Source organism: Kitasatospora sp. NPDC001540 (assembly GCF_042894345.1).
In the GTDB taxonomy this organism is placed as follows: domain Bacteria; phylum Actinomycetota; class Actinomycetes; order Streptomycetales; family Streptomycetaceae; genus Kitasatospora; species Kitasatospora phosalacinea_C.
Window position 1 is genome coordinate 11,983 of record NZ_JBIAVO010000008.1, and the last position, 19,475, is coordinate 31,457.

Genomic DNA, 19,475 nt, shown 5'->3' on the forward strand with positions numbered 1-19,475 from the left:
GGCCGTCGGGAACGGCCGGAGGCCCGCCGTTCCCGGCGGGCCTCCCGTCGTCGTCGCGCCGGGCGGGCGTCAGACGAGCAGCTTGTCCTTGGCCCGCTGGTACTCCTCCTCGGACAGCGCGCCGCTGTTCCTGAGCTCGGCCAGCTTCGCCAGGTCCTCCACGTGCCCGCCGGAGCCGCCGCCGGGGGCCGCGCCGGAGCCACCGGTTCCCGCCGCCCTGCGGACGTAGTCCTGGAACGCCGCGTCGGCCTTCCTGGCCTGGTCGACGTCCCGCTGGTGCATCGAGCCGCCGCGGGCGATCAGGTAGACCAGCACGCCCAGGAACGGCAGCAGGATCACGAAGATCGTCCAACCGGCCTTGCCCCAGCCGCCCATGTCGTCGCTGCGGAAGATGTCCGTGATGATCTTGAACAGCAGGAAGAACCAGAGGATCCAGAGGAACAGCTCCAGCATCGTCCAGAAGATGTTGAGCAGCGGATAGTTGTCCATGACGCTCCGATCCCGCACGCAGTCAGACGGAACGTCCCCACGCCTCTAACGGCGTAGGGACGAAACGATTCCTATCACCGCGAAACGGACACCGCACGTCGAGCGCGGCACCGGTATGACGGCGCCACCGCGGCGCCGGCCCGGGCGTCAGCGCGGGTCGGGCAGCGGCCGGTCGTTCTGCAGCCGGTCGAACTCGGCGATGTCGGGGTGGTGCAGGTCGAAGGCCGGGGACTCGGAGCGGACCCGCGGCAGGGTGGTGAAGTTGTGCCGCGGCGGCGGGCAGGAGGTCGCCCACTCCAGCGAGCGGCCGTAGCCCCACGGGTCGTCGACGCCGACCTTGGGCGCGTACCTGGCGGTCCTCCAGAGGTTGTACAGGAACGGCAGGGTGGACAGGCCGAGCAGGAAGGACCCGATGGTCGAGACGGTGTTCAGGGTGGTGAAGCCGTCCGAGGCCAGGTAGTCGGCGTAGCGGCGCGGCATGCCCTCGGCGCCCAGCCAGTGCTGGACCAGGAAGGTGGTGTGGAAGCCGACGAACAGCGTCCAGAAGTGGATCCGGCCGAGGCGCTCGTCCAGCATCCGTCCGGTCATCTTCGGCCACCAGAAGTAGAAGCCCGCGAACATCGCGAAGACCACCGTCCCGAACACCACGTAGTGGAAGTGCGCGACGACGAAGTACGAGTCCGAGACGTGGAAGTCGATCGGCGGCGAGGCCAGCAGGACGCCGGTCAGGCCGCCGAACAGGAAGGTGACCAGGAAGCCGATCGACCAGAGCATCGGCGTCTCGAAGGAGAGCGAGCCGCGCCACATGGTGCCGACCCAGTTGAAGAACTTCACGCCCGTCGGCACCGCGATCAGGAAGGTCATGAACGAGAAGAACGGCAGCAGCACCTGCCCGGTGACGAACATGTGGTGCGCCCAGACGGTGACCGACAGGCCGGCGATGGCGATGGTCGCGGCGATCAGGCCGGAGTAGCCGAAGACCGGCTTGCGGGAGAACACCGGCAGGACCTCGGTGACGATGCCGAAGAACGGCAGCGCGATGATGTACACCTCCGGATGGCCGAAGAACCAGAACAGGTGCTGCCACAGGATCGGCCCGCCGTTGGCCGGATCGAAGACGTGCGCCCCGAACTTCCGGTCCGCCTCCAGGCAGAGCAGCGCCCCGGCCAGCACCGGGAAGGCCATCAGCACCAGGATCGAGGTCAGCAGCACGTTCCAGGTGAAGATCGACATCCGGAACAGCGTCATGCCGGGCGCCCGCATGCAGACGATCGTGGTGATGAAGTTGACCGAGCCGAGGATCGTCCCGAAGCCGGAGAAGGCCAGGCCCATGATCCACATGTCGGCGCCGACGCCCGGCGAGTGGATCGCGTCGTTCAGCGGCGCGTAGGCGAACCAGCCGAAGTCGGCCGCCCCGTTCGGGGTCAGGAAGCCCCCCACCGCGATCAGCGAACCGAACAGGTACATCCAGTACGCGAAGGCGTTCAGCCGGGGGAAGGCCACGTCGGGGGCGCCGATCTGCAGCGGCATGAACCAGTTGGCGAAGCCCGCGAACAGCGGGGTGGCGAACATCAGCAGCATGATCGTGCCGTGCATGGTGAACGCCTGGTTGAACTGCTCGTTCGACAGGATCTGCGTCCCCGGACGGGCCAGTTCGGCCCGCATCGCCAGCGCCAGCACCCCGCCCAGCAGGAAGAAGGCGAACGAGGTGACCAGGTAGAGGGTGCCGATCTGCTTGTGGTCGGTGGTGGTCAGCCACACCACCAGCGCCCGGCCCCGGCGCGGGCGGGAGGCGCGGCCGAAGCGACGGCGCGGCGGCGGTTGCGGGACGGGCGGGCCGGTGGGACCCAGTTCGGCATCGCTGGGCAGCATGGTCACCGCACCGCACCTCCGGCCTCGGACTGGTCAGTGCGTTCAGCCCTACCAGCGGAGCGGGGGCGGACGGCGGACGCTCGCCGGGCGGTCGCCCGAAGGGGGCAGCGGGCGGGCCCCGGGGCGGTCAGTGCCCGGCCATCCGCTCCAGGCGGGCGATCCGCTCGCGCATCGGCGGGTGGGTGGAGAACAGCTTCGCGCCGCGCTCGCCGGGACGGAACGGGTTGGCGATCATCATGTGGCTGGCGGTCTGCAGCTGCGGCTCGGGCGGCAGCGGCAGCCGCTGGGTGCCCGCGTCGAGCTTGCGCAGGGCGCTGGCCAGGGCGAGCGGGTCGCCGGTGATCCGGGCCCCGTCGGCGTCGGCCTGGTACTCGCGGGAGCGGCTGACGGCCAGTTGGACCAGGCTGGCGGCGACCGGCCCCAGGATCATGATCGCCAGCATGCCGACCAGGCCCGGGCCGTCGTCGTCGTCCGAGCGCCCGACCGGGATCAGCCAGGCGAAGTTCACCAGGAACATCACCACCGAGGCGAGCGCCCCGGCCACCGAGGAGATCAGGATGTCCCGGTTGTAGACGTGGCTGAGCTCGTGGCCGAGGACGCCGCGCAGCTCGCGCTCGTCCAGCAGTTGCAGGATGCCGTCGGTGCAGCAGACCGCCGCGTTGCGCGGGTTGCGGCCGGTGGCGAAGGCGTTCGGCGCGGGGGTGGGCGAGATGTAGAGCCGGGGCATCGGCTGACGGGCCGAGGTGGAGAGCTCGCGGACGATCCGGTACAGCTGCGGGGCCTCGATCTCGCTGACCGGGCGGGCCCGCATCGCGCGCAGCGCCAGCTTGTCGCTGTTCCAGTACGCGTACGCGTTGGTGCCGACCGCGATCAGCAGGGCCACCAGCAGGCCGGTGCGCCCGAAGAAGCTGCCGATCACCAGGATCAGCGCGGAGAGACCGCCCAGCAGGACGGCCGTCCGCAACCCGTTGTGGTGGCTGTGCACTGCGGGACCCTCCTGTGGTGCCGGTGGAAGCCGTGGAGCTGCTTCCCTCTGCCGGGATCAACGCGCCGCACCAGGCGGTTCGTTCCCTCCGGCATTCGACCACGGTTCAGAACAGGCTGCCCGACACCACCTGCAGCACCAGTTGCGGGGCCACCGAGAGCACCACCGCGCCGACCGCGGCCAGGCCCAGCGCGGCGCCCAGCGGGGCCGGGGTCCGGCGCGGGGCGACGGCCTCCCCGGCGGCCTTCCCGACGGCCTTCCCGGCGCCCTCCTCGGCGGGCGGGGCGAACAGCAGGGCGGTCCACTTCAGGTAGTAGGCGAGCGCGACCACCACGTTCACCGCCATCACCACGGCCAGCCAGCCCAGGCCCGCGTCCACGGCCGAGCGGAACACCACGACCTTGCCGAACAGGCCGACCACGCCCGGCGGCAGGCCCGCCAGGCAGAGCAGGAAGAACGCCAGCCCGAACGCCGCCCAGCGGTTGCGCCCGGCCAGCCCGCGGAAGCCGTCCAGCCGCCCGGAGCCGCCGACCAGGGCGACCACGCCGAACGCGCCCAGGTTCACCAGGCCGTAGATCAGCGCGTACGCCACGGTCGCGCCCAGCGGCTCGGTCGAGCCCGCGTACCCGGCGGCGGCCAGCGGCACCAGCAGGTAGCCCGCCTGGCCGACCGAGGACCAGGCCAGCAGCCGGACCGCCCCGTGCGGGGTGTCGGTGCGCTGGCGCAGCGCGGCCGCGTTGCCGAACGTCATGGTGAGCGCGGCGAGCACCGCCAGCACCAGGCCCCAGGTGTGGCCGTACGGGCGGAGGGCGAGCGTGGTGACCAGCGCGAGGCCGGACAGGCCGGCCGCCTTGCCGACCACCGAGAGGTAGCCGGCCACCGGCAACGGGGCGCCGACGTACGTGTCGGGGACCCAGAAGTGGAACGGGACGGCGGCGGTCTTGAACGCGAAGCCGACCAGGGTGAGCACCGCGCCCGCCTCGGCCAGCGGCTTCAACTGGCCGGGGGCGTGGGCCAGTCCGTCGGCGACGCCCTGCAACTGGATCGTTCCGGCGGCGGCGTAGACGAAGCTGACGCCGAGCAGCATCACGGCGGTCGCGGTGACCGAGGAGAGGAAGAACTTGAGCGCGCTCTCCGCGCCGCGGCCGTCCCGGCGCAGGCCGACCAGGGCGAACGCGGGCAGAGTGGCGACCTCCAGGGCGATCACCAGGGTGGCGAGGTCGCGGGAGGCGGGCAGCAGGGCGGCGCCGCAGGCGGAGGAGAGCAGCAGGAACCAGTACTCGCCGCCGGGCAACTTCTCCGCCTCGACGGTGTGCAGCGAGAGCAGCACGGTCAGCAGCGCGCCGCCGAGGGCCAGCAGTTGGAAGGCCAGCGCGAAGTGGTCGGCGGTGTAGGAGCAGCCGCCGCCGGGGCTCCGGAAGCAGAAGGTGGAGCGGGTGTCGCCCAGGGCGAGCGGGAGCAGCGCGGCCAGCGCGGCGAGCAGCCCGGCGGCGCTCAGCCAGCCGAGCAGGCGCTTGCGGGCCTCGGGCAGGAACAGGTCGGTGACCAGGACGGCGAGGGCGGCGAGCGCGGCGATCAGCGGCGGGGCGACGGCCACCCAGTCGACGGACTGGATCAGGCCGCCCGGGTCGGCGACGGCGAGCGGCGTCAGCGGAGTCATGAGGGGCTGCCCCAGGTCGTGAGCGGTGGCCATCAGCCGCCTCCGAGGAGGTGCTTGACGGCCGGGTCGGAGAGGCCGAGGAGCAGGGCCGGCCACAGGCCCGCGAGCAGGGTGAGCGCGGCGAGCGGCGTCCAGCTGGCGGCCTCGTAGCCCTTGAGGTCGGGCAGGTCGGCGACCGGGGCGGGCTGCCCGGGGTCGCCCATGCAGACCCGCTTGACCACGACCAGCAGGTAGGCGGCGGTGAGCAGGGTGCCGAGGCCGGCCAGCGCCATGTAGGTGACGAACGCGGGCCGGGAGAGTCCGGCGGCCGGGTCGAACGCGCCGTACATGGCGAGCAGCTCGCCCCAGAACCCGGCCAGCCCGGGCAGGCCGAGGCTGGCGACGGCGGCGAAGGCGAGCAGGGCGCCGATCCGCGGGGCGCGGCCGTAGAGGGCGGCGCCGGTGGCCCCGGCGAGGGTGTCGAGGTCGGCGGTGCCGTAGCGGTCCTTGACGGCGCCGACCACGAAGAACAGCAGGCCGGTGATCAGGCCGTGCGCGACGTTGGCGAACAGCGCGCCGTTCAGGCCGGCCGGGGTGAGCGAGGCGATGCCGAGCAGCACGAAGCCCATGTGGCCGACCGAGGAGTACGCGATCAGCCGCTTCAGGTCGCCCTTGGCCCCCGGTCGGGCCAGCGCCAGGCAGGCGAGCGAGCCGTAGACGATGCCGACGGCGGCGAACGCGCCCAGGTAGGGGGCGAAGGTCGCGGTGCCGTCGGGGACGATCGGCAGCAGGACGCGGACCAGGCCGTAGGTGCCCATCTTGAGCATCACGCCGGCCAGCAGCACCGACCCGGCGGTGGGGGCGGCGGTGTGCGCGTCGGGCAGCCAGGAGTGCAGCGGCCAGGCGGGGGCCTTCACGGCGAGGCCGACCAGGATCGCCAGCGCGGCGACCAGCTGGGTGGTGTGGGACAGGCCGGAGCCGTGCGCGTCGGCGAGCTTCACCATGTCGAACGTCCCGGCCTTGACGCCGATCAGCAGGAAGCCGAGCAGCATCACGGCGGAGCCGAGCAGGGTGTACAGGATGAACCGGTTCGCGGCCGCGACCTTCTGCCCGCTGCCCCAGCGCGCGATCAGGAAGTACATCGGGACCAGCACGATCTCGAAGGCCAGGAAGAACAGCACCAGGTCGAGCACCGCGAAGGTGGCCAGCATGCCGGTCTGCAGCAGGAGCAGCAGGCCGGTGAAGGCCCGGCCGCCGGGGCCCGCGGGGAGCCTCCGCAGCGAGTAGAGCGCGCACAGGAAGGTGAGCAGCGCGGTGAGGACCAGCAGCGGCAGCGAGATGCCGTCGACCCCGAGGTGCAGCCGGACGTCCAGCGCGGGGATCCAGGAGACGTCGGTGACGGCCTGCATCCGGCTCGGGTCGTCGTGGTCGAAGCCCGCGGCGAGGACGACCGCCAGCAGCAGGGTGGCGCCGGTGACGGCGGTGCCGAGGCGCAGCGCCCGCCGGTCGCCGATCGGGGCGAGGGTCAGGGCGGAGCCGAGCAGCGGCAGGGCCAGGAGGGCGATGAGGACCGCGTTCATCGGGGGCTCCAAGGGCGTGCCGGGACGGGGAGGTGAGGACGGGTCATGAGCCGACCGCCACCAGGACGGCGAGCAGGACGGCCCCGGCCAGCAGTGCGCTCAGGTAGCCCTGGGCGTTGCCGGTCTGGGCGAGGCGCACGGCGCGGCCGAGCCAGCCGGGCGCGGCCCCGGCGCCGCGGACGTACGTCTCGACCACGGCGCGGTCCAGGAAGCGGACCAGCTTCGCGGCGGCCGCGGTGGGCCGGACGAACAGGGCGCTGTAGAGCCGGTCGACGCCGAAGCCGTGCTGGGCGGGCCCGTGCAGCGGGCCCAGCAGCAGGCGGCCGGGGTCGGTGGCGGGCTGCCCGGCGGTGGCGCGGGCGGCGGCGGTGCGCCAGGCGGCGTACCCGATCAGGATGCCGATCGCGGCGGCGCCGAGGCCCAGGACCGCGGTCTCGAAGCCGGGGCGCAGCGGTTCGCCGTCGAGCAGCCGGGGCAGCCACTCGGTGCGCAGGCCGAGCAGGCCGAAGCCCATGGTGGGTACGGCCAGCACCCACAGCGGCCAGCGCATCGCGGCGGGTTCGGCGTGCGCCGGGTCGGCCTCGTCGATCTCCGGGGAGTACGGGGCGTCGGCGTCGGCGGCCACCGGCCGGGAGTGGAAGGCGACCAGCCAGAGCCGGGTGGCGTACGCGGCGGTGAGCAGCGCGGTGAGCAGCCCGGCGACCAGGACCGTCCAGCCCGCCGCGGCGGGGACGGCCGAGGCGGGGCCGAGGTGGCCGGTGAGGGCCTCGCCGTGGGCGGCGTGCTCGGCGGCGGTGAGCACGGCCTCCTTGGAGAAGAAGCCCGCGAACGGCGGCAGGCCGACCAGGGCGGCCAGGCCGAGGCCCATCGTCCAGTAGGCGTCGGGGACGCGGCGGCGCAGGCCGTCGATCCGGGACATGGCGCTGATCGAGTTGGTGTGCGCGGCGTGGATGACCACGCCCGCGGTGAGGAACAGCAGCGCCTTGAACGCGCCGTGCGCGACCAGGTGGAACACCGCGGCCTGCCGGTCGCCGGAGGCCAGCGCCCCGGCCATGTAGCCGAGCTGGCCGACGGTGGAGTAGGCGAGGACGCGCTTGAGGTCGTCCTGGGCCAGGGCGCACAGTGCGGAGCCGACCATGGTGACGGCGGCCATGACGGCCAGCACCAGCAGCGCGGCGGAGGACAGCAGGAAGACCGGCAGCAGCCGGGCGACCAGGTAGATGCCCGCGGCGACCATGGTGGCGGCGTGGATCAGCGCGGAGACCGGGGTCGGGCCGGCCATCGCGTCCGGGAGCCAGGTGTGCAGCGGGAACTGGGCGCTCTTGCCCGCGACGCCCGCGAGCAGCAGCAGGGCGATCAGCGTGGGGTGGTGCAGGCCGCCGGTGGCGGCGGTGTGCAGCACCTCGGTGATCCGGAAGGTACCCGCGTCCGCGCCGAGCAGGAACAGGCCGAACAGGAACGGCACGTCGCCGAGCTTGGTGACCAGGAAGGCCTTCAGCGAGGCGCTGCGGGCGTCGGCGCCCTCCCAGTGGTGGCCGATCAGGAAGTACGAGCAGATGCCCATCACCTCCCAGCCGACCAGCAGCACGATCAGGTCGCCGGAGTAGACGACCAGGAACATCGCGGCGGTGAACAGCGAGACCAGGGCCGCGTACGAGGGGTAGCGCGGGTCGTCCTTCAGGTACGCGGTGGAGTAGACCTGCACGCAGGTGGCGACCAGGCCGACCAGCACCGAGATCAGCGAGGAGAAGCCGTCCAGGTGCAGGGCGAGCGAGATCTCGGGGCCGCCGGTGGGGGCGAGCCGGGTGGCGGCGTCCAGGGTGGCGCCGGTGCCCAGTTGGAGGGCGGTGACCACGGCCAGCACGGCGGAGACCGCGACCGGCAGCACCGCCAGCGGGCGGGCCAGGCCGGGGTACCGGCGGCCGGTGGCGAGGCCGGCGGCCGCGCCGAGCGCGGGCAGCGCGGGGACGAGGATCGGCAGCGCGAGGTTCATCGGGCGACCTCCTCGGTGTCCGCCTCGTGGCGGTCGCCGAGCGCGGTGACCTCGTCGACGGCGGCGGTGCGGCGGGTGCGGTGGACCAGCAGCACGATGGCCAGGCCGAGACCGATCTCGGCGGCGGCGATGGTGATGGTGAACAGGGTGAGCGCCTGTCCGGCGTGCAGGGTGTCGCGCAGCCAGACGTCGAAGGCGACCAGGTTGAGGTTGACGGCGTTGAGCATCAGCTCGACCGACATCAGCACCAGGATGACGTTGCGCCGGGCGAGCACGCCGTACACGCCGACGCTGAACAGCAGCACGGCGAGGACGGCGGGGTAGGCGAGGTGCACCTCAGCGCTCCTTCTGCTTCGTCAGGCCGGTGCGCAGCTTCCCGGCCCGCGGCCCGGCGTCCGCGCTGCCGCCCTTGGTGCGGGAGAGCACGATCGCGCCGACCAGCGCGGCCAGCAGCAGCACCGACAGCGCCTCGAACGGCAGCACCCAGTGCGAGAACAGGTACTCGCCGGTCAGCCGGGTGGTGCCGGCCGCGCCGGACAGGTCGATCCAGGACGAGCGGAACGCGTCGACGACCAGGGTGACCAGGGTCGCGGCGGAGGCGGCGCCGACCGCGAGCGCGGCCGGGCGGTTGCCGGAGTCGGCCTCCGGGGAGCGGCCGATCGGGGCGCGGGTCAGCATCAGGCCGAACAGCACCAGCACGACCACCGAGCCCAGGTACACCAGCACCTGCACCCAGGCCACGAACTCGGCCGTCAGCAGCAGGAACTCGACCGCGAGCCCGCCCAGCGCGACCACCAGCCACAGCGCGGCGTGCACCAGCTGCCGGGTCGTCACCGAGACGACGGCCGCCCCGAGCACGAGCACACCGACCAGCAGGAAGACGATCTCCTGCCCGGTCGGCGAGAGGTACGAGCGCGCGGCGGGCTCCAGCGAGCCCGCCGCGGCCAGCAGGGTGCTCAACTCTCCCCACCCTCCTCGGCGGCGGCAGCGGCCTCGGCGGCCGCGGCGGCCGCGGCGGCCGCGGCTGCGGCCAGCTTGTCGGCGGCCTTGCGGGCCATGGCGATCTCCTTGGGCTCCTCCGCCGCGGCGTCGAGCGCGGGCGGCGGCGGGACGGTCCACATCCACTCGCGCAGCCGCTCGCGCTCGTGGGTGAGTTCGCGGATGTCGGTCTCGGCGTACTCGAACTCCGGGGACCAGAACAGCGCGTCGAACGGGCACACCTCGACGCAGATCCCGCAGTACATGCAGAGCGAGAAGTCGATCGCGAAGCGGTCCAGCACGTTGCGGGTGCGGGCGCGGGCGTTCGGGTCGGCGGCGGGCAGCGTCTCCTTGTGGGAGTCGATGTAGATGCACCAGTCCGGGCACTCGCGGGCGCACAGCATGCAGACCGTGCAGTTCTCCTCCAGCAGCGCGATCACCCCGCGGGTGCGCGGCGGCAGGTCGGGCTGCACGTCGGGGTACTGCGCGGTGACGGTCCTGCGCGTCATCGTGCGCAGGGTGACGGCCAGGCCCTTGGCCAGGCCGGAGCCGGGAATTCCCATTACGAGATCGCCACCTTGATGATGCCGGTCAGGGCGAGCTGGGCCAGCGCCAGCGGGATCAGCACCGTCCACGCGAAGCGCATCAGCTGGTCCTCGCGCAGGCGCGGGTAGGTGACCCGCAGCCAGAGCACCACGAAGGCCAGCGCGAAGGTCTTCACCAGCGTCCACAGCCAGCCGAGGTCGCCTTCGAGCGGACCGTGCCAGCCGCCCAGGAACAGCACCGTGGTCAGGCCGCAGAGCACCACGATGCCCGCGTACTCGGCGAGCAGGAACAGCGCGAAGCGCAGGCCGGTGTACTCGGTGTACGCGCCGAAGATGATCTCCGAGTCGGCCACCGGCATGTCGAACGGCGGGCGCTGCAGCTCGGCCAGCCCCGCCGTGAAGAACACGAACGCGCCGATCAGCTGCCACGGCACCCACCACCAGTGGAAGGCGTCCACGATGCCCGGCAGCGAGACGGTGCCCGCGGCCATCGCCACCGAGGCGGCGGCCAGCAGCATCGGCAGCTCGTACGACATCAACTGCGCGGCCGTGCGCAGCGCGCCCAGCAGCGAGAACTTGTTGGCCGAGGCCCAGCCCGCCATCAGCGAGCCCAGCACGCCGATGCCCATCACGGCCAGCACGAAGAAGATGCCCGCGTCGACCACCTGGCCGACCATCCCGTCCGGCCCGACCGGGATCACCAGCAGCACCAGCAGGTACGGCAGCAGCGCGACGGCCGGGGCCAGTTGGAAGACCTTGCGGTCCGCGCCGGCCGGGACGACGTTCTCCTTCTGGACGAACTTCACGCCGTCGGCGACCAGTTGCGCCCAGCCGTGGAACCCGCCCGCGTACATCGGGCCGAGCCGGCCCTGCATGTGCGCCATCACCTTGTGCTCGGCCTGGCCGACCACCAGCGGCAGCACCAGGAACGCCACCAGCGTGCCGACGCAGCGCAGGAGCGTGTCGAGGAGGTTCACGCGCCGTCTCCGTCCTGCTGCTCGGTGGGCTGCCCGGGCTGCTGCCCGTCCTGCTGCTCGGGCGGCTCGGGCTGTTGCTCGGTGGGTCGTTCGGGTTCCGGTTGCTCGTCGTGCGCCGGGACGGGCGCGTGCCAGGGAGCGTCGGAGGACCGGGTGCGGGGGGTGCGGCGCGGGGCCCCGGGCTGCTCGGCCGGTTCCGCGGCCTGGCTGACCGACCCCTCGCCGACGCTGCGGGTGCGGCGCGGGCGGTCGGCGCGCACCGGCGGGGCGTCGGGCGCGGCCCCGGCCTGGCCGGCGGAGCCCGCCTCCACGCTGCGGGCGCGGCGCGGGCGGTCGACCCCGGCGGCCGCCCCGGCCCGGGCGGCGCCGCGGGCGGGGCGTTCGGCGACCGGCGGCAGGGTGCCCTTGAGCGGGCCCCACTCGTTCGGGTCGGGGACCCCGGCGGGCTGCATCTTACGCCGGGCCGGGCCGCCGTGGTCGGCGGCCTCGCCGGGCTCCTTGGCGCCGGGCCAGTCCTTGGCCACCCGGGCGGCCAGCACGAAGTCCTTGCGCAGCGGGTGGCCCTCGAAGCCGTCCGGCAGCAGCAGGGTGACGGGGTGCGGGTGGCCCGGGAACTCGATGCCGAACATCTCCAGGGTCTCCCGCTCGTGCCAGGCGGCACCGGCGTACACCCCGACGGCGCTCGGCAGCGCGGCCTTCTCGCGCGGCACCCGGGTGCGCAGCAGCAGCCTGCGCACCTCGCCGGGACGGCCGACGGCGGCCAGGTGGGCGCAGACGGCGAAGCCCCGGTCGAGGTCGTCGACGGCGCTCAGCCAGTCCAGGAAGGCCAGGCCGAGGGTGTCGCGGGCGGCGGTGAGCGCCTCGATCCAGTGCTCGGCGGGCACGTCGACGGTCAGCAGGTCGTACGCCTCGGTGGCGGTCGCCCAGGGGCCGACGGCCGCGGCGGTGCGCTCGGCGGGCGTCGGCCCGGGGGTCGGCTCGGGCGCGGTGACCGGGGTCTCCGGGGCTCCGGGCGTCTCGGGCGTCTCGGGGGTGTCGGTCACTGCTTCCCCTCCCCGGCGTCCGGCGCGGGCCGCAGCGGGCGGCGCAGCGCGTCGGCGGGCGCGGCGTAGCGCTGCGGGACGTCCTCGGCGGCGATCTTCTCCTGCAGCTTCAGGATGCCCTGGAGCAGCGCCTCGGGCCGGGGCGGGCAGCCGGGCACGTAGACGTCGACCGGGATGATCTGGTCGACGCCCTTGGTGACGGAGTACGAGTCCCAGTACGGGCCGCCGGAGTTGGCGCAGGCGCCGAAGGAGATGACGTACTTCGGCTCGGGCATCTGCTCGTACAGGCGCTTGACCGCGGGGGCCATCTTGTCGGTGACGGTGCCCGAGACGATCATCAGGTCGGCCTGCCGGGGGCCGGGCGCGAACGGGATGACACCCATCCGGATGAAGTCGTGCTTGGCCATCGACGCGGCGATGAACTCGATCGCGCAGCAGGCCAGGCCGAAGTTGAAGCACCAGAGGCTGTAGCGGCGGCCCCAGTTGAGCACCACCTTGACCGGGTCCGGCGCCAGCCGGGCCAGCGGGCCGAGGCGGCGCCGCTCGACGGCGGCGCCGGGGCGGGCCGGGTCGGGGATGCCGAGCGGGACGGGGCCGTTGCCGGGCGTCCCGTGCGAGTGCGTCACGTCCATTCCAGGACGCCCTTCTTCCAGGCGTAGAGCAGTCCGACCGCGAGGAAGCCGATGAAGACGAACATCTCCACCAGCGTGGCCGCCCCGAAACCGGCCGCGGCGAACACCGTGGCCCACGGGAACAGGTAGATCGCGTCGACCGCGAAGATCACGTACAGGAAGGCGTAGACGTAGTACCGGATCTGGGTGTGCGCCCAGCCCTCACCGACCGGGTCGACCCCGCACTCGTAGGCGAGCAGCTTCTCGGGGGTGTCGACCACCGGTCGCAGCAGGCGGTTCGCGGTGAACGACACCACGACGAAGAGGACACCGATGACCGCCAGCAGTCCGACCGCCGCGTAGGCGTCGAAGTAGCCGCTGCCGGCGGCGGGGTCGGCAGCGAGCGGCTGCCACTCCATGGGTCACGCCCTTCTTCTTTGCCCGTCCATAACCATCGCTATCGCGGGAGTCTATGTGCACCGCTCGTTTACTCCTCCACCTGCCCGTCCTGCAAGACGGCCGGTGGACCCCCGCCGGACACCGCGGGAATTCCGCTTGCGGACGGTCCGGGCCCGGAGCACACCGCCGGGGGTGGGGATAACCCCCGGAAGAAGAGGGAGTGCAGCACCATGGCGAGGGGCGGTCGCCGACCGGGATGCTGGTGATCGACAGAGCACGGCGAGACCACCAGGAGAGGGCGCCGACCATGGAGCACGAGGCGAAGCGCCCGTCGTTGTACGGGACACAGCTGTGGCGGCAGGTGAGCAACGCGCTGCTGAACCTCCCGATCGGGGTGGCCGGGTTCGTCGTGACGGCCGTGCTGCTGACGACGGGACTCGGCCTGGCGGTGACGCTGGTCGGCCTGCCGCTGCTGGCCTTCGGGCTGGGCTGCTGCCGCTGGTTCGGCCGGGTGGCCCGGGCCCGGGCCCGGGCCGAGCTGGGCAGCAGGGTCACCGAGCCGGAGCCGCTGCGCCCGGTCCGGGCCGGGCTGGCGGGCCGGGTGGTGGCCGCGCTGGGCGACGGGCTGAACTGGCGCTCCGCGCTGTACTGCGTGGCGCTGTTGGTCTGGGGCATCCTCAGCTTCGTGCTGACGCTGGCGCTGCTGGTGGTCGGCTGGCCGGTGCTGCCCTGGGCGATGCGGGTGATCAGCTGGGTCTCCCGGCTGCTGGTGGAGTCGCTGCTGTGGCCGGGCGCGCTGGCCGAGCGGGTCCGCGAGCTGGAGGACGACCGGGGCGTGGTGGTCGACACCGCCGCGGCCGACCTGCGCCGCATCGAGCGCGACCTGCACGACGGCGCGCAGGCCCGGCTGGTGGCCCTGGCGATGGACCTGGGCCTGGCCAAGGAGAAGCTGACGGAGGACCCGGTGGCCGCGCAGAAGATGGTCGACGCGGCGCACGGCGAGGTCAAGCTCGCCCTGCAGGAGCTGCGCGACCTGGCCCGCGGCATCCACCCCGCGGTGCTCACCGACCGCGGGCTGGACGCGGCGCTCTCCTCGGTCGCGGCCCGCTGCACGCTGCCCGGCGGCGTCCGGGTGCACGTCGAGCTGGGTGGCGAGCGGCCGGACTCCGCGGTCGAGGGCATCGCCTACTTCACCGTCAGCGAACTGCTGACCAACGCCTCCAAGCACTCCGGCGCCCGCACCGCCTCGGTGGACGTCTGGCGCCAGGACAGCCGACTGATGCTGACGGTGCGGGACGACGGCCGCGGCGGGGCCCGGGTGCACCCGGGCGGCGGGCTGGCCGGCCTGGCCGAGCGGGCCGAGGCGGTGGACGGCGTGTTCGTGGTCGACAGCCCGGAGCACGGCCCGACCTCGGTGACGGTCGAGCTGCCCTGGCACACCCGGGCCGGCCACAAGAGCTGACCGGGTCGGCCACAAGAGCTGACCGGCCCCGCCCCGGGCCCGCCCACGGACGTGGACGGGCCCGGAGTGCCGCCTCCCTTGCGCGGTACGGCACTCCGGGCCCGGGCCGGTGGGGCGCTACAGCGTCCCGAGGGTGACCTCCGCGGTCTTGGCCTGCCCGTCCCGCTGGTAGCCGACGGTGACCTTGTCGCCGGGGCTGAGCGCGGCCAGCGCGGTGGTCAGCGCCGAGGGGCTGGTGATCGCGGTGTCGTTGACCTTGGTGATCACGTCGCCGGCCTGCAGCCCGGCGGAGGCGGCCGGACCGCCCCCGACCACCGAGACCACCGCCGCGCCGGCCGGCTGGAAGTTCGAGTCGAAGTACGGGCGGACGGTCACCCCGAGCCCGGCCCGGCCGGAGTTGGTGACCTTGCCGTCCTTGATCAGCTGGTTGGCGATGCTGGTCACGGTGGCCGCGGGGATCGCGAAGCCGATGCCGGGCGCGGCCGAGCCGTTCAGCTCGGGGTCGACGGCGGTCAGCGTGTTGATCCCGATCACCTGGCTGGAGAGGTTGACCAGCGCGCCGCCGCTGTTGCCGGGGTTGATCGCGGCCGAGGTCTGCACCATGTTGCCGATGGTGGCGCCGGGCGATCCGGCCGACTGCGGCTCGCTGACCGTCCGCCCGACCGCCGAGACGATGCCCTGGGTGACGCTGCTGGACAGGCCGAGCGGGCTGCCCATCGCCAGCGTGATCTGCCCGACCGCGACCTTGGAGCTGTCCGCGAAGGTGGCGGGCTTGAGGCCGCCGGGCACGCTGCTCAGCCTGATCACCGCGAGGTCGGACTCCGGGTAGCTGCCGACCAGGGTGGCGTCCAGCGGCTTGGTGCTGTTCGCCAGCGTCACGGTGAAGGTGGTGGCGCTGCCGACCACGTGCGCGTTGGTGACGATGTCGCCCTTGTCGTCGAAGACGATCCCGGAGCCGAGGCCGTCCCCCGCGGTGATCTGCACCACCGAGGGCAGCACCTGGGCGATCACCTGCTGGTAGTCCTGCTCCAGCTGGTTGTCGCCGGCCGGGGCGGGGGCGGAGGAGGAGCTGCTGGCCGCCGCGGTGGAGCTGGACCCGGAGCCGGAACTGGAGCAGCCGCTGACCAGCAGCGCCGCCGCGGCGAGCAGCGCCGCGGGCCCCGCCCAGAGCTTGGGCCCGGTGGGACGGGGGCCGGCCGGGATCGGACGGGTCGGTTCCTTCTTCGGGCGCACGGCGGCCACCTCCGGTCGCTGGACTGAGCTTTGTCAGCATTCCACCGTTTTGTCCGAATGCTCGGGCAACACACCCGGGGGGCCCGCCGAAAGGCGCCCTCTAGGATCGGGCCATGACCTGGTTGATCACGGGCGGGGCCGGCTACATCGGCGGCCACGTCGTCCGGGAGCTGGCCGCGGCCGGCGTCCCCACCGTCGTCCTGGACGACCTGAGCAGCGGGACGGCCGCCCACCTGCCGCCCGGCGTCCCGCTGGTCACCGGCTCCACGCTGGACCGCCCGCTGCTGGACCGCGCCCTCGCCGAGCACGGCGTCACCGGCGTGCTGCACCTGGCCGCCCGCAAGCAGGTCGGCGAGTCGGTCGAGCGGCCGCTGTTCTACTACCACGAGAACGTGGAGGGCCTGCGCACCGTGCTGGCCGCCGCGGTCGACGCGGGCGTGCGCCGGGTGGTGCTCTCCTCCTCCGCCGCCGTCTACGGCATGCCGGACGTCGACCTGGTCGACGAGTCCACGCCCTGCCTGCCGATCAACCCGTACGGCGAGACCAAGCTGGCCGACGAGTGGCTGCTGAACGCCTGCGCCGCCGCGCACGGCCTCTCCGCGGTCGCCCTGCGGTACTTCAACGTGGCGGGCGCCGCCGCCCCCGAGCTGTCCGACCCGGGCGCGGCCAACCTGGTGCCGCTGGTGTTCCGGCGGCTGACCGCCGGGCTGCCGCCGCTGGTCTTCGGCGACGACTACCCGACCCCGGACGGCACCTGCGTCCGCGACTACATCCACGTCTCGGACGTCGCCGCCGCGCACGTCGCCGCCGTCCGCCGCCTGGAGGCGGCCGGGCCCGGCGAGCAGGTCCGACTGACCCTCAACATCGGCACCGGGCGCGGCGCCTCGGTGCGCGAGATGATCGCCGAGATCGCCGAGGTCACCGGCCTCCGGACCGCCCCCGAGGTGACCGCCCGCCGCCCCGGCGACCCGGCCCGGGTGGTGGCCTCCGCCGAGCTGATCCGCCGCGAGCTCGGCTGGAGCGCGGAGCACGACCTCCGCTCGATGATCACCTCGGCCTGGGCGGGCTGGCGGCACCGCCACCCGTAGGCCGCCCGGCCCCGCGCCCCGGGGCCGTCCCGCTCCCGCGTCCCGCGCGGCGGCTACTGCGGGACGGCCGTGCCGTAGAAGGAGTCCAGCGCGTACACGCAGCGGTCCTTGGAGCCGACGAAGACCCGGCCGCCGACCGCCACCGGGGAGCCGGTCAGCTCGCCCTTGGTGCCCAGCTCCCAGCGCAGTCGGCCGCTGGCCAGCTCCAGGGTGTGCAGGGAGTGGTCGCGGCTGCCCAGGTGCACCAGGCCCTCGGAGACCGCCGGGGAGCCCACCAGGTCGCCCCGGGTGGGGTAGCGCCAGCGTTCGCGGCCGTCGGCCGCCTCGAAGGCGAACAGGGTGTCGCCGGAGCCCAGCAGGACCGTTCCGTCGGCGACCACCGCCGGTTCGGCGCTCTGCCGGGCGGCGGTGGCGGCCCGCCACCGGCCGTGGCCGGTGGCGGCGTCCAGGGCGTACAGGGTGCCGAGGTAGTCGGCGACGTACACCGCGCGGGCGTCCACCGCGGGCGGGGTGAACAGCACCACGGGCGCGTCGAAGCGCCAGCGCTCGGCGCCGGTGGCGGCGTCCAGCGCGTGCACCCGCTGGCCGGAGGTCACGTACAGCACCCCGCCGCGCTCGACCGGGCGGGACGGCACCTCGCCGCCCAGGGGGACCGTCCAGCGCACCCCGGCGCCCAGCGGGTCCACGCAGTGCAGGCGGCCGCCGCCCTGGTAGTAGGCCGCGCCGGCGATCAGCGCCGGGCCGGACTGCGGGTTCTCGTACTCCTGCTGGGCGTCGTCGGCCCGCCACAGCTCGGCGCCGGTGGCCGCGGCGCGCAACTGCACGCCGCCGCCGCGGACGCCGCAGCACAGCACGCCGTCGGCGGCGTCCAGCGAGTAGACCCAGCCGTCCAGCGAGTGCCGCCAGCGCTCGGTGCCGTCGGCGGCGTCCACCGTGTACAGGTGCGGGCCGTCGGCGGCGTGCACCCGGCCGCCGTCCACGGCCAGCGCCCAGGCCACGTCCCGGGTCTTCCAGCGGCGCTCGCCGGAGCCGATGTCCAGCGCGTGCACCTCGAAGCTGGAGGCGAACAGCGTGCCGTCGGCGACCACCGGGGTGCCCCACACGTCGTTGGACATCCGGAACCGCCAGGGCCGCCAGCGCGCCGGGGGCAGCGGCGGGGCCGCGGACGGCGCGGAGCTGCGGCGGACCCAGTCGGTGCCGGCCGGGGCGGAGGCGGGCGCGGCCGGTTCCGCCCGCGGACCGGGCCCTATCGGCACGTGCGCGCCGGGCAGCCGGATCTCGGCCTCACCGGGGCCGCCGACCGCCGGACGCAGGGACGGGCGCACCCGCTCGGTGGCCACCTCGGACTCGGAGACCGGCCCGGCCGGGGCGGGGGCCAGGGCGGGCGGCCCCGGCGGCGGGCCGACCGGTTGGGCGGGCAGCGCCACCTGCTGCTGCGGGCGGGCCGGGGGCTGCTGCTGGGCGGTGACGGGGCGTCTGCTGCTGCGCTTGGCCTCGATCAGGTCGAGCGCGGCGGGCGGCAGCCAGTCCCCCGCCTCGCCGGAGGCGTCCGCCCGGGAGAACAGGTGCGGGGCCAGCTCGGCCTGGATCTGGGCGGGCGTGGGCCGGTGCTCGGGGGTGGGCCGCATGCAGGCCCGGACCAGGTCGACCAGCTCGGCCGGCAGCCCGGACAGGTCGGGCTGGTCGCGCAGCAGCTGGAACACCGTCTCGACCGGGTTGGAGCCGCGGTACGGCGGGTGCCCGGTGGCGCAGAACACCACCAGCGAGCCGAGCGAGAACACGTCGCTGGCGCCGGTGACGCTGCGGCTGTCGCGGGCCTGCTCGGGCGACATGTAGGCGGGCGTGCCGACCGCGACGTTGGTCATGGTGAGCCGGGTGCTGGAGACCCCGGCGGCGATGCCGAAGTCGATCACCCGCGGGCCGTCCTCGACCACCAGCACGTTGGACGGCTTGAGGTCGCGGTGCACCAGCCCGGCCGCGTGGATGGACTGCAGCGCCTCGGCGATGCCCGCGGTGAGCCAGCGCACCGCGTCGGCGGGCAGCGGGCCGCAGTCGTTGACCAGGTCCTCCAGCGAGGGCGCGGGCACGTAGGCGGTGGCCAGCCACGGGACGGCCGCGTCGGCGTCGGCGTCGACCACGGCGGCGGTGTAGAAGCCGCCGACCGTCTTGGCCGCGGCGATCTCGCGGGCGAAGCGGACCCGGAACAGGTTGTCCTCGGCCAGCTCGCTGCGGACGGTCTTGATGGCCACCCGGCGTCCCGAGGCCGACCGGGCCAGGTACACCAGGCCCATGCCGCCCGCGCCGAGCCGGGCCAGCACTTCGAAGGGCCCGATCCGCCTCGGATCGTGCGCCGTCAGCTGGTCCACTCCGCAGCCACCTCCCCTTCCGCCAGCGCCCCCCGGCGGTGGCGCCCCCCGATTCTCCAATGCCCGCCGCCCGGGAGCCAATCTCCCCCGCCCGTGACACGCTCCCGGGTACCGGAGCCGCCCCCTCCGGCACCCTCCGCGCGGCCCCTCCCCCCGGCCCGCGGCGGGGCTCCGGCCCCCCTCAGCTGACTTGTCGTCACGCTGTGGGGTCATCA

General features: G+C 74.0%; 17 protein-coding genes. 2 read left to right on the top strand and 15 right to left on the bottom strand.

What is annotated here, in order from left to right; genetic code table 11:
* Positions 1 to 69: 69 nt before the first annotated feature.
* The 13 genes from ACFY00_RS12435 to ACFY00_RS12495 all read right to left on the bottom strand — a co-directional run bounded on the left by ACFY00_RS12435 (position 70) and on the right by ACFY00_RS12495 (position 13,131).
* Positions 70 to 489, bottom strand: a complete 420-nt coding sequence (locus tag ACFY00_RS12435) for an SHOCT domain-containing protein (RefSeq protein ID WP_388030273.1) — start codon at positions 487 to 489, stop codon at positions 70 to 72.
* A gap of 147 nt (positions 490 to 636) precedes the next feature.
* Positions 637 to 2,361 (bottom strand): cytochrome c oxidase subunit I, encoded by a 1,725-nt coding sequence (gene ctaD / locus ACFY00_RS12440; RefSeq protein WP_388030673.1) that lies wholly within the window; start codon positions 2,359 to 2,361, stop codon positions 637 to 639.
* Positions 2,362 to 2,488: 127 nt separating this feature from the next.
* On the bottom strand, positions 2,489 to 3,346 hold the full coding sequence (gene htpX, locus ACFY00_RS12445) for a zinc metalloprotease HtpX (protein WP_388030276.1): 858 nt from the start codon (positions 3,344 to 3,346) through the stop codon (positions 2,489 to 2,491).
* A gap of 106 nt (positions 3,347 to 3,452) precedes the next feature.
* Positions 3,453 to 5,006 (bottom strand): NADH-quinone oxidoreductase subunit N, encoded by a 1,554-nt coding sequence (locus ACFY00_RS12450; RefSeq protein WP_388030674.1) that lies wholly within the window; start codon positions 5,004 to 5,006, stop codon positions 3,453 to 3,455.
* A gap of 32 nt (positions 5,007 to 5,038) precedes the next feature.
* The gene (locus tag ACFY00_RS12455; protein WP_388030277.1) at positions 5,039 to 6,565 is read right to left on the bottom strand and encodes a NuoM family protein; all 1,527 of its coding nucleotides are present in this window, start codon (positions 6,563 to 6,565) and stop codon (positions 5,039 to 5,041) included.
* Between the two features lie 43 nt (positions 6,566 to 6,608).
* Positions 6,609 to 8,558 carry an NADH-quinone oxidoreductase subunit L gene (locus ACFY00_RS12460; RefSeq protein WP_388030280.1) on the bottom strand — a complete coding sequence of 650 codons (1,950 nt, stop codon included), beginning with the start codon at positions 8,556 to 8,558 and terminating at the stop codon, positions 6,609 to 6,611.
* Positions 8,555 to 8,893 carry an NADH-quinone oxidoreductase subunit NuoK gene (nuoK, locus tag ACFY00_RS12465; RefSeq protein ID WP_388030282.1) on the bottom strand — a complete coding sequence of 113 codons (339 nt, stop codon included), beginning with the start codon at positions 8,891 to 8,893 and terminating at the stop codon, positions 8,555 to 8,557. The genes ACFY00_RS12460 and nuoK overlap by 4 nt, the downstream gene beginning before the upstream one ends.
* A 1-nt stretch (position 8,894) precedes the next feature.
* Positions 8,895 to 9,518: an NADH-quinone oxidoreductase subunit J gene (locus tag ACFY00_RS12470; RefSeq protein WP_388030283.1), complete on the bottom strand. Its 624-nt coding sequence runs from the start codon at positions 9,516 to 9,518 to the stop codon at positions 8,895 to 8,897.
* Positions 9,515 to 10,099: a NuoI/complex I 23 kDa subunit family protein gene (locus ACFY00_RS12475; protein WP_388030286.1), complete on the bottom strand. Its 585-nt coding sequence runs from the start codon at positions 10,097 to 10,099 to the stop codon at positions 9,515 to 9,517. Before ACFY00_RS12475 ends, ACFY00_RS12470 begins: the two co-directional genes overlap by 4 nt.
* Complete coding sequence (gene nuoH / locus ACFY00_RS12480; protein WP_388030287.1) at positions 10,099 to 11,058, bottom strand: NADH-quinone oxidoreductase subunit NuoH; 960 nt, start codon at positions 11,056 to 11,058, stop codon at positions 10,099 to 10,101. The genes ACFY00_RS12475 and nuoH overlap by 1 nt, the downstream gene beginning before the upstream one ends.
* Positions 11,055 to 12,101 (bottom strand): NADH-quinone oxidoreductase subunit C, encoded by a 1,047-nt coding sequence (locus ACFY00_RS12485; protein WP_388030289.1) that lies wholly within the window; start codon positions 12,099 to 12,101, stop codon positions 11,055 to 11,057. The genes nuoH and ACFY00_RS12485 overlap by 4 nt, the downstream gene beginning before the upstream one ends.
* Positions 12,098 to 12,733: an NADH-quinone oxidoreductase subunit B gene (locus ACFY00_RS12490; protein WP_388030292.1), complete on the bottom strand. Its 636-nt coding sequence runs from the start codon at positions 12,731 to 12,733 to the stop codon at positions 12,098 to 12,100. The genes ACFY00_RS12485 and ACFY00_RS12490 overlap by 4 nt, the downstream gene beginning before the upstream one ends.
* Positions 12,724 to 13,131: an NADH-quinone oxidoreductase subunit A gene (locus tag ACFY00_RS12495; protein WP_033250855.1), complete on the bottom strand. Its 408-nt coding sequence runs from the start codon at positions 13,129 to 13,131 to the stop codon at positions 12,724 to 12,726. Before ACFY00_RS12495 ends, ACFY00_RS12490 begins: the two co-directional genes overlap by 10 nt.
* 287 nt (positions 13,132 to 13,418) lie before the next feature.
* Between ACFY00_RS12495 and ACFY00_RS12500 the strand changes: the two genes are divergently transcribed.
* Complete coding sequence (locus ACFY00_RS12500) at positions 13,419 to 14,573, top strand: sensor histidine kinase (protein ID WP_388030295.1); 1,155 nt, start codon at positions 13,419 to 13,421, stop codon at positions 14,571 to 14,573.
* Positions 14,574 to 14,690: 117 nt separating this feature from the next.
* On the opposite strand, the gene ACFY00_RS12505 is transcribed toward ACFY00_RS12500, so the two are convergent.
* Positions 14,691 to 15,776 carry a S1C family serine protease gene (locus ACFY00_RS12505; protein ID WP_388030676.1) on the bottom strand — a complete coding sequence of 362 codons (1,086 nt, stop codon included), beginning with the start codon at positions 15,774 to 15,776 and terminating at the stop codon, positions 14,691 to 14,693.
* Between the two features lie 143 nt (positions 15,777 to 15,919).
* On the opposite strand from ACFY00_RS12505, the gene galE reads away from it, so the two are divergent.
* Positions 15,920 to 16,894, top strand: a complete 975-nt coding sequence (galE, locus tag ACFY00_RS12510) for a UDP-glucose 4-epimerase GalE (RefSeq protein WP_388030298.1) — start codon at positions 15,920 to 15,922, stop codon at positions 16,892 to 16,894.
* 53 nt (positions 16,895 to 16,947) lie between these two features.
* Here galE and ACFY00_RS12515 read toward each other — a convergent pair whose 3' ends face one another.
* Positions 16,948 to 19,260, bottom strand: coding sequence for a PQQ-binding-like beta-propeller repeat protein (locus ACFY00_RS12515; RefSeq protein WP_388030301.1), 2,313 nt, complete (start codon positions 19,258 to 19,260; stop codon positions 16,948 to 16,950).
* Positions 19,261 to 19,475 lie beyond the last annotated feature (215 nt).